This window comes from Sphingomonas sp. (genome assembly GCF_036387595.1).
GTDB lineage: Bacteria > Pseudomonadota > Alphaproteobacteria > Sphingomonadales > Sphingomonadaceae > Sphingomonas.
In genome coordinates, this window is the sequence record NZ_DASVTL010000088.1 from 55,103 (window position 1) to 69,156 (window position 14,054).

The 14,054-nt window shown below is 69.4% G+C and carries 14 protein-coding genes; 3 read left to right on the forward strand and 11 right to left on the reverse strand.

Translation table 11 applies throughout. From position 1 onward, the window contains the following. Positions 1 to 24: 24 nt before the first annotated feature. From VF643_RS10270 to VF643_RS10295, 6 genes are all read right to left on the reverse strand, one after another. Positions 25 to 711 carry a GIN domain-containing protein gene (locus tag VF643_RS10270; RefSeq protein WP_331043291.1) on the reverse strand — a complete coding sequence of 229 codons (687 nt, stop codon included), beginning with the start codon at positions 709 to 711 and terminating at the stop codon, positions 25 to 27. A gap of 40 nt (positions 712 to 751) precedes the next feature. Then, complete coding sequence (locus VF643_RS10275) at positions 752 to 1,489, reverse strand: head GIN domain-containing protein (protein WP_331043292.1); 738 nt, start codon at positions 1,487 to 1,489, stop codon at positions 752 to 754. 113 nt (positions 1,490 to 1,602) lie between these two features. Next, the gene (locus VF643_RS10280; protein WP_331043293.1) at positions 1,603 to 2,136 is read right to left on the reverse strand and encodes a CarD family transcriptional regulator; all 534 of its coding nucleotides are present in this window, start codon (positions 2,134 to 2,136) and stop codon (positions 1,603 to 1,605) included. Between the two features lie 199 nt (positions 2,137 to 2,335). After that, positions 2,336 to 2,677: a ferredoxin FdxA gene (gene fdxA, locus VF643_RS10285; RefSeq protein WP_331043294.1), complete on the reverse strand. Its 342-nt coding sequence runs from the start codon at positions 2,675 to 2,677 to the stop codon at positions 2,336 to 2,338. A gap of 82 nt (positions 2,678 to 2,759) precedes the next feature. Continuing rightward, the gene (locus VF643_RS10290; RefSeq protein ID WP_331043295.1) at positions 2,760 to 3,017 is read right to left on the reverse strand and encodes a S4 domain-containing protein; all 258 of its coding nucleotides are present in this window, start codon (positions 3,015 to 3,017) and stop codon (positions 2,760 to 2,762) included. Positions 3,018 to 3,039: 22 nt separating this feature from the next. Then, the gene (locus VF643_RS10295) at positions 3,040 to 5,517 is read right to left on the reverse strand and encodes a helicase-related protein (RefSeq protein ID WP_331043326.1); all 2,478 of its coding nucleotides are present in this window, start codon (positions 5,515 to 5,517) and stop codon (positions 3,040 to 3,042) included. Between the two features lie 199 nt (positions 5,518 to 5,716). Between VF643_RS10295 and VF643_RS10300 the strand changes: the two genes are divergently transcribed. Continuing rightward, positions 5,717 to 7,189: a M23 family metallopeptidase gene (locus VF643_RS10300; protein ID WP_414713840.1), complete on the forward strand. Its 1,473-nt coding sequence runs from the start codon at positions 5,717 to 5,719 to the stop codon at positions 7,187 to 7,189. 30 nt (positions 7,190 to 7,219) lie between these two features. On the opposite strand, the gene VF643_RS10305 is transcribed toward VF643_RS10300, so the two are convergent. Genes VF643_RS10305 through VF643_RS10325 form a run of 5 tightly spaced genes read right to left on the reverse strand, consistent with a single transcriptional unit; the run spans position 7,220 to position 11,422 of the window. Beyond that, positions 7,220 to 7,726, reverse strand: a complete 507-nt coding sequence (locus VF643_RS10305) for a homogentisate 1,2-dioxygenase (protein ID WP_331043296.1) — start codon at positions 7,724 to 7,726, stop codon at positions 7,220 to 7,222. Positions 7,727 to 7,777: 51 nt separating this feature from the next. Beyond that, positions 7,778 to 8,644 (reverse strand): NAD(P)H-hydrate dehydratase, encoded by an 867-nt coding sequence (locus VF643_RS10310; RefSeq protein ID WP_331043297.1) that lies wholly within the window; start codon positions 8,642 to 8,644, stop codon positions 7,778 to 7,780. Next, positions 8,641 to 9,402, reverse strand: coding sequence for a histidine phosphatase family protein (locus VF643_RS10315; RefSeq protein ID WP_331043298.1), 762 nt, complete (start codon positions 9,400 to 9,402; stop codon positions 8,641 to 8,643). The genes VF643_RS10310 and VF643_RS10315 overlap by 4 nt, the downstream gene beginning before the upstream one ends. 56 nt (positions 9,403 to 9,458) lie before the next feature. Next, positions 9,459 to 10,295: a CoA ester lyase gene (locus VF643_RS10320; protein ID WP_331043299.1), complete on the reverse strand. Its 837-nt coding sequence runs from the start codon at positions 10,293 to 10,295 to the stop codon at positions 9,459 to 9,461. After that, positions 10,292 to 11,422 carry a CaiB/BaiF CoA-transferase family protein gene (locus tag VF643_RS10325; protein ID WP_331043300.1) on the reverse strand — a complete coding sequence of 377 codons (1,131 nt, stop codon included), beginning with the start codon at positions 11,420 to 11,422 and terminating at the stop codon, positions 10,292 to 10,294. Before VF643_RS10325 ends, VF643_RS10320 begins: the two co-directional genes overlap by 4 nt. A gap of 315 nt (positions 11,423 to 11,737) precedes the next feature. Here VF643_RS10325 and VF643_RS10330 point away from each other — a divergent pair, with 315 nt between their 5' ends. Continuing rightward, complete coding sequence (locus VF643_RS10330; protein ID WP_331043301.1) at positions 11,738 to 12,919, forward strand: acyl-CoA dehydrogenase family protein; 1,182 nt, start codon at positions 11,738 to 11,740, stop codon at positions 12,917 to 12,919. Beyond that, complete coding sequence (locus VF643_RS10335) at positions 12,916 to 13,968, forward strand: acyl-CoA dehydrogenase (RefSeq protein WP_331043302.1); 1,053 nt, start codon at positions 12,916 to 12,918, stop codon at positions 13,966 to 13,968. Before VF643_RS10330 ends, VF643_RS10335 begins: the two co-directional genes overlap by 4 nt. Positions 13,969 to 14,054 lie beyond the last annotated feature (86 nt).

A 14,054-nucleotide genomic window follows, 5' to 3' on the forward strand; every position in this document is an offset into this window, starting at 1 on the left:
CCACCGGTAAAGCGGCGCTCGGCGTTACTGCCCGCAGTCTATAGTCGCGCCGGCGGGCGCGCGTACCGTGCATTTGGCATTGCCGGAGACCACGACCCGTCCCAGCCCGGTGGAACTGATCGTCGCGACGTAACGCGACTGCGCCAGCGTCTGGCCGGGTCCGTCGAGCCGGACGACCAGATCGTCCGCCACCAGCGCGGCCGCGTCGATCCCGCCCGGCCCGTTCGTCGAAAGCCGCGCCGCACGCGTCCGTCCCGCGATCGTGATCGCGCCGCCGCCGACCACCGACGCGTTGATCTGTTCGGCATCGACCCCGCTCACGTCAATCGTGCCCGTCCCGGCCACCGACACGTCCGCGCGCGCCGTGCGCATGCCGCTGATCGTCAGCCTGCCCGCGCCCAGGATCGCGACGGATTGCAGCGTCTGCGCCGATAGCGTCACCATTACCGGCCCTGCCGCGCGTGCGCTGGCGGCGTCGGTATTGCGCCAGCGCACGAACAAGGTCGTGCCATCGATCCGCAGGTCCACGAGGTCCATCGCGCGAGGATCGCCGGATAGCGTCGCGCGCGGCGATTTCCCGGTCGCGATCCGCACGTCGAACGCGCCGTTCACGCGCACCCGGTCGAACGTACCGACGCCGACCGTGCGCTCCGCCGCGGATGCCGCGATACTGATGAGGGACAGGCAGGCGGCGATCAGCAGGCGGTTCATCCCGCCTGTGTTTCACCGCCGCGATGCCCTGGCAAGTGGTTCAGCGTCCCTCGCAGCGCACCGTGCCAGACCCGTGCGCCCGGACGGTGCAGCGGGCCGCGGCACCCAGATCGACGTCGCCCGACCCGGCGACATCGACATCCGCCGTGCCGGTGACGCGTGCGCGAACCCCGCCCGATCCTGCGATCGACACTTTTGCGGAATCGGCGCTCAGGTCGGGCGCATCCACGTCGCCGGAGCCTGCGATGTCGATCATCAGCCGCCTGGCGGTGCCCGCTGCCTTGACGTCTCCCGATCCCGCGATCGACAGCGATGCCTGATCGACCTGCATCGCGCCGATAGCCAGGCTGCCCGACCCGGCGATTTCGCCCGCGAACCGGGCGCCTTCGACCCGGTCGATCGCGACGTCGCCCGACCCCGCGATCTTGGCGCTGCCGATCCGCGGCATCGTAACCAGCACCCTGACCGCATCTCCACTGCCCCAGCGCAATCCGCTTTCCTTGCGACGACCGATACGCAGCGACTGCCCCTCGCGCACGATGTGCAACCGTTCGAGATCGTCGGACGCCCCTTCGGCACGCACTGAAAAGCCGCTGCCGACGCGCACGTCCACGTCGTCCGCGCCGCGCAGGTCCACAGAATCGAAATCCGCGACCGCAAACGTCCGCGCATTGCCCGATCCGCTGGCCGGCGCGCCCGGCCCCTGGGCGTCGCCACTGCTGCCGATCGAACAGGCTGCCAGCATCAGCGGGGTAGCGATGAAGATCGAACGGCGCATGGCATGGTCCTTGTGTATTGCCGTATTACTACACCGTAACGCGGAGCCGTGCAAACGAAAAAGGGCGGCCCCCTGCGAGACCGCCCCCCAATCGCTTTGTCAAACGCCGGCGCTCAGGCGGCCGGCTTTTCCTTGTTGTAGATCGCGGCCGATGCGCGGAGGATCTCCAAGATTTTCTCCTGGGCGCGCGGCTCGTCCACCTCTTCCATCGCGGCGAGTTCGCGCGCCAGCCGGCTAGTCGCAGCCTCGAATATCTGCCGCTCGGAATAGCTCTGCTCGGGCTGATCGTCGGCGCGGAACAGATCGCGGACCACTTCGGCGATCGACACGAGGTCGCCCGAATTGATCTTCGCCTCATATTCCTGGGCACGGCGCGACCACATGGTCCGCTTGACCTTGGGCTTTCCCTTGAGCGTATCCAGCGCCTCGCGCAGCGTCTTCTCCGACGACAGCTTGCGCATGCCGACGCTCTCGGCCTTGTTGGTCGGCACGCGGAGCGTCATCCGCTCCTTCTCGAACCGCAGCACGTAGAGTTCGAGGGTGAGGCCCGCGATCTCCTGCTTCTGCAGTTCGATCACGCGGCCGACGCCGTGCTTGGGATATACCACGAAATCACCGACATCGAAGGACAGGGGCTTGGCAGCCATGAAAAGCCTTTCACATGGTCCACGCAGGCGGCGCGACCGGTATTCGGTACGCCTGGCGATTGCGCGGAAAAGGGATGGTCAACGTCACTCGCGCGCATCCGTGCGCCCGTTGGCCGATGCCTTAGCACTTCCGCAACAAAATTGCCAGACTAGGTTCGATCCGCTCACCCGACTTGCTCATGGCAGGCGCACGGGCGCTTTAGTCGCCCTTGCCGGGTTCGGGCGAAAAATAGGTTTCGAACTTGTCGGGCAACCCCTTGAACGCATCGGCGTCGGGCGGGGTCTGCTGGGCGTTGCGGGTGACGTTGGGCCATTGCGCGGAGAAGGTGGTGTTCAGCTCCAGCCATTTCTCCAGCCCGCTTTCGGTGTCGGGCAGGATCGCCTCGGCGGGGCATTCCGGCTCGCACACGCCGCAGTCGATACACTCGCTGGGGTTGATGACGAGCATGTTCTCGCCTTCGTAGAAGCAGTCGACCGGACACACTTCGACGCAGTCCATGTACTTGCAGCGGATACAGGCGTCGGTGACGACATAGGTCATGGGAGCGGTGTACCTTCAAGCGCGCGAACGCGGTGCTGCTATGCGCGGTTCCCCGCATCGTCAAGGACAGCCCCATCTTCGCTTACGGCGCGGCCTCGATCTCGTCGTAACAGGCCCGCCCTTCGGGAGGCGGGCCGCGCCGCGGCGGGAGGGCGGCTACGCGCAGCACGCGCACCCGACCGTTGCAGATGAAGGTCAGCACATTGCCGATTCGTACGGCGGCGTGCGCCCGATCCACGGCGCGCCCGTCGATCCTGACCCGGCCGTCGGCGGCGATCGCCTGCGCGGCGCTGCGTGTTTTCGCCACCCGCGCGAACCACAGGAACCGGTCGAGCCGCATGCCGCCGCTTTGCCCGCCGCGCTCAGACACTGCGGACCAGTTCCGCAAGTCCCGCAAAGGCATTGCCCGGCACCGGCACGACCGGAACCGCGCGCGCAGGCGGCCGCCCGCGCCACGTCCAGCGGGCGACGTCCCCCGGCAGACCCTTGAAGCCAAGCTCGTTCATCAGCCGGTCCAGAGTCGCCGCCTCCAGTCCCATCGACAACGCCAGCGCAGGATCGGGGGCGAACGGCGCACGTCCCTTGCGGGCGTCATGCGCGGCGCGCGCGATCCGCTCGACCAGGTCGACGCGCACCGCTTGCAGCCCTAACGGCCGATACCCCGCCGCCAGCATCGCCGCCGGCGCGTCGCGCGGCAGCACCGTCGCGCCATCGGGGGCAACCGGCAGCATCTCGTCGCGCAACGTCAGCAACATCCGCCGCCAGCGCGCGCCATCCGGCTTCAACAACCGCGCGTCGAACAGGTCTAGCGCACCGATGGTCAGCCCGGCGCCCCGCAACCGCCGCCGCTCATCCGGCTCGAGTGCCTCGATCGCAGCGCGGATCGGCAGGCGCGCGATCAGCCCGCCCGCCGCCTCGACTCGTTGCGCGACAACTCGCAATGCGGCGGTCGCGGCCGGATCGCGCGCCATTTCGGCCAGCGCGACCAGTCCGCGCGCCTTGCGCGCCAGCATCGCCGCCGCCCAGCGCGTCACCCGCACCGCGACACCGTCGCGCACGGATTTGTCGAGGCAATCGAGATCGCGGTAGACCAGAACGCGCGGCGCCGCCACCGACCGCCCGGCCGCAAATCTGGCGACGGCATGCCCCTCCCACAGGATCACGCCCGTCGAGTCCACCGACAGCGCGGCATCCTCGCACGCGATCAGTGCGGCGGCCCGCTTGCCGCGCTCCCCCGCCAGCCGCTTCTCGGCGGCGGCCAGCAGCATCCGCATGTCCGCCGCCCGCGCGCCGGGTTCGGGCGTGAAGCGGAACCCGTCGAGCCGCCCTATGGCGTGATCCTCGACCAGCACCGCGCCGCCCTCGCCGATCGTCACCGGCAGCACGCCGGCATCGCTGCCGATCCGCCGGATCAGCGCGGTCGTGCGCTTGTCGACGAAACGCTGGGTGAGGCTCGCGTGCAGCCCGTCCGACAGCCGCTCCTCGATGGCGCGCGTCCGCTCCGCCCAATGCGCCGGATCGGCCAGCCAGTCGCCACGTTGCGCGATATAGGCCCAGGTGCGGACATGCGCGACGCGCCCGGCGATCGTCTCGACATCGCCCGCTATCGTGTCCAGCCGCGCGATCTCGTCGGCGAACCATTGGTGCGGCAGATGGCCGTGGCCTTCGGAAAGATAGCCGAACACCCGCGCCACGAAGCGCGCATGCGGGTCGATCCCCGCCTTGCCGAAATCGGGGATGCCGCACGCCGCCCACAGCCGCGCGACCATCGCCGGGCGCCGCACGCGGTCGCGCACCCACGGCTCATCGGCCAGCCGCTTGAGCACCGCCAGGTCGATCGCCTGCGCCGCGGCGCGCAGCACGCCCGGCTCGGGCTTGCGCTCCAGGCTGGCGACGAGCGCGTCGATGCTGGTCGTGTCGGGTTCGCCGTCGCGCCAATACAGATGGTCGAGCCGCGGGAAGCGATGCGCCTCGATGCTCAGCACCTCTTCGGGCAGGAAGGCGCCCGGCCCCTCCTCGCTCAGCGCGCCGAACGTGCCGTCGCGCTGGTGCCGCCCCGCGCGCCCGGCGATCTGCGCCATTTCGGCGACCGTGAGGCGCCGTTGCCGCCGCCCGTCGAACTTGCTCAGGCCCGCAAACGCGACATGCGCCACGTCCATGTTCAGCCCCATGCCGATCGCGTCGGTGGCGACCAGATAATCGACCTCGCCCGCCTGGAACATCGCGACCTGCGCGTTGCGGGTGCGCGGCGACAGCGCCCCCATCACCACCGCCGCGCCGCCACGCAGGCGCCGCAGCATCTCGGCGACCGCATAGACCTCCTCCGCGCTGAACGCGACGATCGCGGATCGCTTGGGCAGGCGGCTGAGCTTCTTGGCGCCCGCATAGGTCAGCGTCGAAAAGCGCGGCCGCTCGACGATTTCCGCCTCTGGCACCAGCGCGCGGATCATCGGTTTCAGCGCCGACGACCCCAGGATCATCGTCTCGTCGCGCCCCCGCGCGCGCAGCAGTCGATCGGTAAAGACATGGCCGCGTTCGGTATCCGCGCCCAGTTGCGCTTCGTCGAGCGCCAGGAAGCCGACCTCACGCGCGGGCATGCTTTCGGCGGTGCAAAGGAAATACCGCGCGTCGGGCGGCACGATCTTCTCCTCGCCGGTGACCAGCGCCACTTGCTTGGTACCCTTGATCGCGACCACCCGGTCATAGACCTCGCGCGCCAGCAGGCGCAGCGGAAAGCCGATCATCCCGCTGGAATGTCCGCACATCCGCTCGACCGCGAGGTGGGTCTTGCCGGTGTTGGTCGGCCCCAGCACCGCGGTGATCTCGCTACGCGCCGTCATTCCCGCAACATCGGCGGTGGCGCACGGTCGTGCAATGGGGTGGATCGTCGCGCCTGCGATCCGCCGCGTATGCGCCACGCTTCGTCGCCGGCGAAGTCGCTGGGTGAGAGGGTTAATTTGACTTTAGCATCTTGCCTCCACAACGCTGACACCCACGCCGGGGGGAACGGCGACGTGGAAGAGGGATCGAACGTCCGCCGTGTTCATGCCGACCGATCAGGGCCTGGAACTTGCCGGCGGCGGCTCGCGCACGTTCGGCCGTGGCTTTGCGCCCGTCGCACCCGCCATGCACCCCCTGTCGGATCGCCTGCTCGCGGTCGATTGGGTGCCGGATCTGGGCGCGCAGATCGGCACGCGCGACTGGTGGCGCGGCGCGGCGACGTGCCTGTCGCTATGCGCCGCGGCGATCGCATTGTCTCCCGCAGGGCTGGCGCCTGGCTGGCAGGCCATTCCCGGCGCCACGTCCGCGCCGCTCGCCGGGGCGGCCTGGGACGAGACTCGCGCGCAGGGCATAGCCCCGCTCGCCTGGGGCGCCGATACCGGCCGGCGCATGGCCGCCAACGACCTGGTCGCCCCGCTTGCCGAAGTGCCCGAGCGCCCCCTCGTCGAACTGTCCGCCACCTTGGGCGAAGGCGATGCGTTCGACCGTGCGCTGGTGCGCGCCGGGGTCGGGCGCACCGATGCGCGGGCCGCCGCCGCGCTGGTCGCGGATACAGTGCGCCTGGGCGACATCGCGCAGGGCACGCGAATCGCACTGACGCTGGGCCGCCGTCCGAGCCGCTCCGTGGCGCGACCGCTCGAATCGCTGCGGATGCGCGCGCGCTTCGACTTGGCGGTGACGCTCACCCGGGCGGGAAGTGGGCTGACGATGACGCGCCAGCCGATCGCGATCGACCATACCCCCTGGCGCATCCAGGGGCTGGTCGGCACCAGCCTCTATCGCTCGGCACGCGCCGCGGGTGCCCCGGCCAAGGTCGTCGAAAGTTATATCAAGGCGCTCGCCACGCGTCTGTCGGTCGGGCGAGACGTCGACGCCGCGGACACGTTCGACATCATCCTGGAGCGCAAGCGCGCGGCTACCGGCGAGACGCAGACCGGGGGAATACTGTTCGCGGGACTCGATCAGGGCCGCAAACGGGTCCAGCTCATGCGCTGGGGTCGGGGCAAGGAATGGTTCGACGCCGCCGGCCAGACCGAGCGCCGCGGCACGATGGCGCTGCCGGTGGCGGGCCGGGTCACGTCGAATTTCGGGATGCGCAACCATCCGCTGCTCGGCTTTCTGCGTATGCACAAGGGGCTCGACATCGGGGCCCCCCATGGCACGCCGATCCACGCCGCGATGGACGGGATCGTCGCCTCTGCAGGGCGCAACGCGGGCTATGGCAATTTCGTGAAGCTGACCCACAGCGGCGGCCTGGCCAGCGGCTACGGCCACCTGAGCCGCATCGCCGTGGCCAGCGGCACGCGTGTGCGCGCGGGCCAGGTGATCGGCTATGTCGGATCGACCGGCATGTCGACGGGGCCTCATCTGCACTGGGAAGTCTGGCGGCACGGCGCCTCCGTCAACCCACGCAGCATCGCTTTCGCCCAGGTCGGACAGCTGTCGGGCAGCGCGCTGCGGGCGTTTAAGGCGAAGGTCGCTGGGCTGCTCGCGGTCAAGCCGGGCGCTTAGCCGGCTTCCTCCTGGGTCCAAAACACGGGGTTATCGCAAGCTAGCGATCATCAGCGGCAGCGTCGCCACCGGGCTGCCCGCGACCTGAAGACGGTACCGATCCGGCGTCAGATCGAAATCGACCGTCTTCTTCACCGGCGAGCACGCGGGGCCATGGCCGTGGGCGATCGAGGCGACCGCCTGGTTGCCGCGCACCACGTCGATCCATGCGCCCGCCCCCAGTGCCACGCGGTAGCGCCCGGCCGTCGCCACATCGAAAACGAAGACGCCGCCGCTGGTGCCTGTCGCGCCCGGCTTGGCCGGGGCCGGCGCATAGGTTACCGACGCACCCGGCACCAACGTGGCGCGCGCACCCTGGCCGATGCGGATCGTCGCCGGCGCCGCGCCCGCGACCACCGGCGCCATCATCTCCCATCCCGCAAGTTCGGCCGGGATGACCGGCGCCAGCGAACACGCCTGCGCCGCGGCATGATCGGCCAGAGCATGAGTCGGCGCCTGGGCCAGCGGCAACGCCAGTGCGAGCGCGGGATTGAGCATGATCTTCTCCTGCAAAATGACGGCGGCGACGAGGCACCGCGGAAAAAGGCCTTATTGCGGCAGCAGCCTGGGAAATTCATCCGGCAATTCGCGCGCCAGGAAACCGATCGGTCCGCGCCGGGTCGCGACGCGGCGGCCGCCGTGGCCGTGGAGCCAGACGCCCCAGCCCGCCGCGACGAGGGGCGGCGCCCCGCGCGACAGCAGCCCCGCGATCGCCCCCGCCAGCACATCGCCCGACCCAGCGGTCGCCAGGCCGATGCCGCCGCCGAGGTAATGAAGCACGGTGTCGTCGGGTGCCGCGATCACCGTATCGTCGGATTTCAGCACCACGACCGCACCATAGTCCCGTGCGACGCGCAACGCGGCGTGTTCGGGATCGGCCGCGATTGCATCCGCCGACTCCGCGGTCAGCGCGGCCATCTCGCCGTGGTGCGGCGTGATGACGATCCGCCCCGCGAACCGCGCGATCAGATCGCGGCAGGAAGCCAGTTCCGGAATCGCGGTCGCATCGACCACCAGAGCGATGTCGTCACCGGCTGCGGTGAGCAAGTGGCGCAACAGGCGCCCCGCGGCGCCTGGATCGCTCATGCCGGGGCCGACGACCAGCGCGTCGCAGGCCGCGAGCGGCTTGGCGAGCGCATCGCCGCACGCGCCGATCTCGCCGTCTTCCTCCGGCAGCGCGATGACGCCGGCCTCGGGCACCGCCATACCGAGCAGCAACGCCGCGGACGCGATCGTCGCCACCTGCAACTTGCCCGCCCCGGCCCTGAGCGCCGCCTCGCCTGTCAGCCGCAAGGCGCCGGGCACCTGCGCCGCGCCGCCGATCGCCAGCACCCGGCCGCGGCTGTTCTTGGTAGTGCCCGATTCGTGGACCGGCGCGGGGTTCCGCGCGATCCAGGCGCTGTCGAGAGGGATCATCCGCTGGCTCCGATGCTGCGCGCCGGTTCTGTGGTGACCGTCGCCTCCTCCGCCACCGGCGCGGTCGCATTGTAGCGGACCAGCGCCAGGCCGCCATCGCCCGCTGCGCCGGGATCGAACCGATATTCGGTAACCGAACAATTGGCCACGTCGCCCTCGCGGTCGATGCTCAGGATCTGCTCCTCGCTCATCCCCTCGATCACATAGCGCAGGCAGAGCACGACGACCTGATGCGCCACGATCATCACCGGCTTGCCCGCATGATGGAGCGCGACGGTGTCCATCACCGCACGCAGCCGGAATATGACGTCGCACCAGCTCTCGCCGCCCGGCGGCCGGTGATAGAATTTACCGAGCAGCCGGCGGAACTCCGCCTGGTCGGGCTGCAATTCGACGATCCCTCCGGTCGTCAGCCCGTCGAGGATGCCGAATTCCTTCTCGCGCAGCCGCTCGTCCACGCATGGCGCCGCGTCATCCGCCATACCACCGCTGTCTGCGAACAGCTGCGCGGTCGCCTGCGCACGCACATACGGCGATACGAGCAGCACCTGCGGCCGGTCGTCCGGGGCGTCCGCGAACCAGCGCCCCAGCGCGCGCGCCTGATCCTCGCCACGCGGCGACAGCGGCACATCGACATCGCGGATGTCGAGCGCGATCCGGGTCGCGCCGCTCGCATGCGCGGCATCGCGCGCGACATTGCCCGCGCTTTCGCCGTGGCGGACGATCCACAGGCGGCTCGGCCAGCGTGCGTTGCTCAAATCCCGTCGTCCATGCGCGTCTCCGGTGCCGTCCACCCTCAAAGCGCGAACGCCTATTAGCGTTCCGCCAGCGCCAGCGTTCGCTGCGCCTCGGCAAGGTGGAGCCGTTCGGCCATCGCGCCGCCGACCCGCACTGCGCCCTTGTCGCGGTTCTCGGGCAGATCGAACGCAGCGACGATCGCGCAGGCATGCGCGATCTCGGCCTCGCCCGGCGAGAAGGCGGCGTTGCATGCCGCGATCTGCGAGGGATGGATGAGCGTGCGCCCGTCGCAGCCGTATTCCACGCTCTGCGCACAGGCACGCGCGAAGCCGTCCGCATCGTCGATCGCATTGTACACCCCGTCGAGCACGCTCAGCCCGTGGATGCGTGCCGCCGCGACCGCATGCGCCAGGAAGGGCAGGAACGGCGCACGCTCGGGCGTGAGCCGCGCGCGCATCTCCTTGGCCAGATCGTTGGTGCCCAGCACGAAGGTGGTGAGCGCGGCATCATGCGCGCACGCGGCGAGCGGTTCGAGCGCGAACACGCTGCGGCACGTCTCGATCATGATCCACAAGGCGGTGTCGCCGATCGCGGCCGCATAACGATGGACGTCGCCGGGGCCATCCACCTTGGGGACGAGCACCGCATCGAACCCTACGCCCGCGACCGCGACCAGATCGGCCGCGCCCCATTCGGTGTCGATCGCGTTGACCCTGACGACCAGGGTACGGCCACCGAACCCCCCTTCCCGCGCCGCGGCCACCGCCGCCGCCCGCGCGCGCGGCTTCTCCTCGGGCGCGACCGCATCTTCGAGGTCCAGGATCACCGCGTCGCATGCGAGATCGCGCGCCTTCATGATTGCCCGCGGATTGCTGGCGGGCATGTAGAGCGCGCTGCGGATGGGCCGCGTCATGCGCCGATCACCTTTTCGGCAGTCAGCGCCGCGATACGCGCGTCGTCATAGCCGATGCTGCGCAGCAATGCCGCAGCATCGGCACCGGGTAGACGTGGCGCTTTGGGGAGTGGAGCTGGGGTGACGGAGAACCGCGGCGCCGGCGCGGGCTGGGTAACGCCGCCGGGCGCGACGAAACTGCCGCGCGCGACCGCATGGGGGTGGACCGGCGCTTCCGCAAAGGTCAGCACGGGGGCGAAGCAGAGATCGGCGCCGGCGAAAACCTCCTCCCATTCGGCGCGGGTGCGGGTGGCGAACAGCGCCGCCAGCCGCGCCTTGAGCACGGGCCAGCGGGCGCGGTCGAACTGCGCGTCGAACGCGGCATCTTCGCCAAGCCCCAGCTTGGCACGCAAAGCGGCGTAGAATTGCGGCTCGATCGACCCGAGCGCGACATGGCCGCCGTCGCTGCACGCATAGACTTCATAGAACGGCGCGCCGGTGTCGAGCAGATTGGCGCCGCGATCATCGTGCCAGCGGCCCGAGGCGCGAAAGCCCCAGATCATCGCCATCAGCAGCGACGCCCCCTCCGTCATCGCGCAGTCGATCACCTGCCCCGTCCCGCCGCCGCGCGCATGCAGGATCGCCGCGGTCATCGCGAACGCCATCAACATGCCGCCGCCGCCAAAATCAGCGACCAGGTTCAACGGCGGCACCGGCGCTTCCCCCGCCCGCCCGATCGCGCCGAGCACGCCCGAGATCGCGGCATAATTGATATCGTGCCCCGCCAGTGCACTCAGCGGCCCGGTCTGTCCCCAGCCGGTCATCCGGCCATAGGCGAGCCGCGGATTGTCGGCGAGCAGCACGTCCGGTCCCAGCCCCAGGCGCTCCATCACGCCGGGCCGGAATCCCTCGATCACCCCGTCTGCCGACCGGGCGAGGTCGCGAACGATCGTGATGGACTCGGGTCGCTTGAGGTCCAGCGCGATCGACTTTCGTCCTCGGCGTAGCACGTCGCTGCGGTCGTCGGGGCTGCCGGGGCGGTCGATGCGGATCACCTCCGCGCCGTGATCGGCCAGCATCATGCCGGCGAACGGCGCCGGGCCGATGCCGGCGAGTTCGATGATCCGGATTCCTGAAAGTGTCGTCATTAGCACTGCATGAGGATATGCAGCCCGCCGAACAACCCCTCTCGCCCCCGAACCGTTTGGCGCTGTCACGTTGACCAATACCTCGTCACCCCGGCGCAGGCCGGGTCCATCGCGCGGCGGGCGGCGTTCGTAGAGGCTCCGCGTTCTTCGCTTGCCGAATCATGGACCCCGGCCTGCGCCGGGGTGACGGAGCGCGGCATAAGCGCGGCATACATGCGCGCGTACGACATGTTCCCGACGAGGCTGGGCACATCCGCTGTAGCACCGGCCGTCGAATTTGCGGTATGGTCGCCCCGATCACATCAGGAGTCGGTCATGGACCTGTCGTTCACCCCCCAGGAAGAAGCGTTCGGCGACGAGGTTCGCGCATTCTTCAAGGAAAAGCTGCCCGAACGTCTCTCCAGCCAGGTCCGTCAGGGCAAGAGGCTGACAAAGGCGGACATGGAGGAATGGCACGCGATTCTCGCGACACGCGGCTGGCTCGCCAATCATTGGCCGGAACGGTATGGCGGACCGGGATGGAGCGTGATCGAACGATTCATCTTCGAAAACGAGTCCGCGCTCGCCCACGCACCGCGCGTCGTGCCGTTCGGGGTGAACATGCTCGGACCCGTGCTCATCAAATACGGCTCGGAGGAGCAGAAGGCGCATTGGCTGCCGCGTATCCTCGACGGAACCGACTGGTGGTGCCAGGGCTATTCGGAACCGGGTGCCGGCTCCGACCTGGCAGGCCTCAAGACGACCGCGGTCAGGGACGGCGACCATTATGTCGTCAACGGACAGAAGACCTGGACGACGCTGGGCCAGCATGCCGACAAGATCTTCTGCCTCGTCCGCACCGATCCGGCGGCCAAGAAGCAGGAGGGCATCTCCTTCCTGCTGATCGACATGGACACCCCCGGCATCGACGTGCGTCCGATCACCTTGCTCGACGGCGAGGCCGAGGTGAACGAGGTGTTCTTCACCGACGTGCGCGTCCCCGTCGCCAATCTGGTCGGCGAGGAGAACCAGGGCTGGACCTACGCCAAATACCTGCTGACCTATGAACGCACCAACATCGCCGGCGTCGGCTTTTCGCTGGCGGCGATGGCGCGGTTGAGGGAGGTCGCACTGGAGCAGCGCAAGATCGACGATCCGCTGTTCGCCGCGCGCATCGCCCGCGTCGAGATCGACCTGGCCAACATGCAGACGACCAATTTGCGCGTCATCGCCGCGGTCGCGGGCGGCGGCGTGCCGGGGGCGGAAAGCTCGATGCTCAAGATCAAGGGCACCGAAATCCGCCAGGAGATCACCGCGCTGACCAGGCGCGCCTATGGCGCCTATGCCGCGCCCTATATCCCGGAAGCGCTGGAATCGGGGTGGAACGGCGAACCCGTCGGCCCCGCCGACGCGCAGACCGCGGCGCCGGGCTATTTCAACAACCGCAAGCTGTCGATCTTCGGCGGATCGAACGAAATCCAGAAGAACATCATCTCGAAAGCGATCCTGGGGCTATGAATTTCGACCACACCGACGACCGGCGGATGCTGGGCGACATGCTGGCGCGCGCGCTCGGCGACACCTATCCGATCGAGACGCGCAACCGCGGCGCTTATGGCGAGACCGGCTATGACGCCGCCGCCTGGGCACAACTGAGCGAATTGGGCGTTATCGGCGCGCTGTTCGACGAGAGCGCCGGCGGCTTCGGCGGCAGCGGCTTCGACATCATGGTGGTGTTCGAGGCGCTGGGCCGCGCGCTCAGCGTCGAGCCGGTGCTCGGCGCGCTGATGGCGGGCCGCGCGCTCGCCGCGGCGGGCGGGCAGGACGCGGTGCTGGCGGGCATCGTCGCGGGCGAGACGATCGCCGCCTTCGCCGACGACGATTCCGCGACGCCGGTCACCGCGACGGCGGACGGCGACGGGTGGCGGCTGTCCGGCACCAAGGCGGTCGTGCCGCAGGCTGGCGCGGCGCAGGTGTTCGTGGTGACCGCGGGCGACGACGTGTTCCTCGTCCCCGCCGATGCCGCGGGCGTATCGGTGCGCAGCTATAACCTGATCGACGGCGGCGCGGCGGGCGAGGTGACGCTGGACGGCGTCGCCGCGACCCGCATCGGCGGCGCCGCGGCGCGCGATGCGGCGATCGAGGCGGGGTTGCTGGCGCTGTCGGCCGAAAGCGTCGGCGCGATGGAATTCGTCAAGGAGGCGACGCTCGGCTACTTACGCGACCGCAAGCAGTTCGGCGTGCCGATCGGCAAGTTCCAGGCGCTCCAGCACCGCATGGCCGACGTGCTGCTCGAAATCGAACAGGCACGCTCCAGCGTCATCAACGCCGCGGTCGCCTTCGACGCCACCGACGCGAAGGCGCGCGCACGCGCGCTGGCGGCAGCAAAATACACGATCGGGCGCACCGGGCAGATGGTAGCCGAGGAATCGGTGCAGATGCACGGCGGCATCGGCATGACCTGGGAATATGCGGTGTCGCATTACGTCAAGCGGCTGGTGATGATCGACCACCAGCTCGGCGACGAGGACTTTCACCTGCAGCGGTTCATCGCCCTGGGGCGGTAGATCCGCGCGCCGCGCCCGCGCCCACGCGCTTGGCCCCGCGCCCTCGGTCACCCCGGCGCAGGCGGGGGTCCATCGGTCAGCAAGCG

Excerpts from the sequence above, each read along its gene's own strand:
- VF643_RS10270 (WP_331043291.1), bottom strand. The coding sequence starts at position 711 with ATGAACCGCCTGCTGATCGCCGCCTGCCTGTCCCTCATCAGTATCGCG.
- VF643_RS10275 (WP_331043292.1), bottom strand. The coding sequence starts at position 1,489 with ATGCGCCGTTCGATCTTCATCGCTACCCCGCTGATGCTGGCAGCCTGT.
- VF643_RS10280 (WP_331043293.1), bottom strand. The coding sequence starts at position 2,136 with ATGGCTGCCAAGCCCCTGTCCTTCGATGTCGGTGATTTCGTGGTATAT.
- fdxA (WP_331043294.1), bottom strand. The coding sequence starts at position 2,677 with ATGACCTATGTCGTCACCGACGCCTGTATCCGCTGCAAGTACATGGAC.
- VF643_RS10290 (WP_331043295.1), bottom strand. The coding sequence starts at position 3,017 with ATGCGGCTCGACCGGTTCCTGTGGTTCGCGCGGGTGGCGAAAACACGC.
- VF643_RS10295 (WP_331043326.1), bottom strand. The coding sequence starts at position 5,517 with ATGACGGCGCGTAGCGAGATCACCGCGGTGCTGGGGCCGACCAACACC.
- VF643_RS10305 (WP_331043296.1), bottom strand. The coding sequence starts at position 7,726 with ATGCTCAATCCCGCGCTCGCACTGGCGTTGCCGCTGGCCCAGGCGCCG.
- VF643_RS10310 (WP_331043297.1), bottom strand. The coding sequence starts at position 8,644 with ATGATCCCTCTCGACAGCGCCTGGATCGCGCGGAACCCCGCGCCGGTC.
- VF643_RS10320 (WP_331043299.1), bottom strand. The coding sequence starts at position 10,295 with ATGACGCGGCCCATCCGCAGCGCGCTCTACATGCCCGCCAGCAATCCG.
- VF643_RS10325 (WP_331043300.1), bottom strand. The coding sequence starts at position 11,422 with ATGACGACACTTTCAGGAATCCGGATCATCGAACTCGCCGGCATCGGC.
- VF643_RS10330 (WP_331043301.1), top strand. The coding sequence starts at position 11,738 with ATGGACCTGTCGTTCACCCCCCAGGAAGAAGCGTTCGGCGACGAGGTT.
- VF643_RS10335 (WP_331043302.1), top strand. The coding sequence starts at position 12,916 with ATGAATTTCGACCACACCGACGACCGGCGGATGCTGGGCGACATGCTG.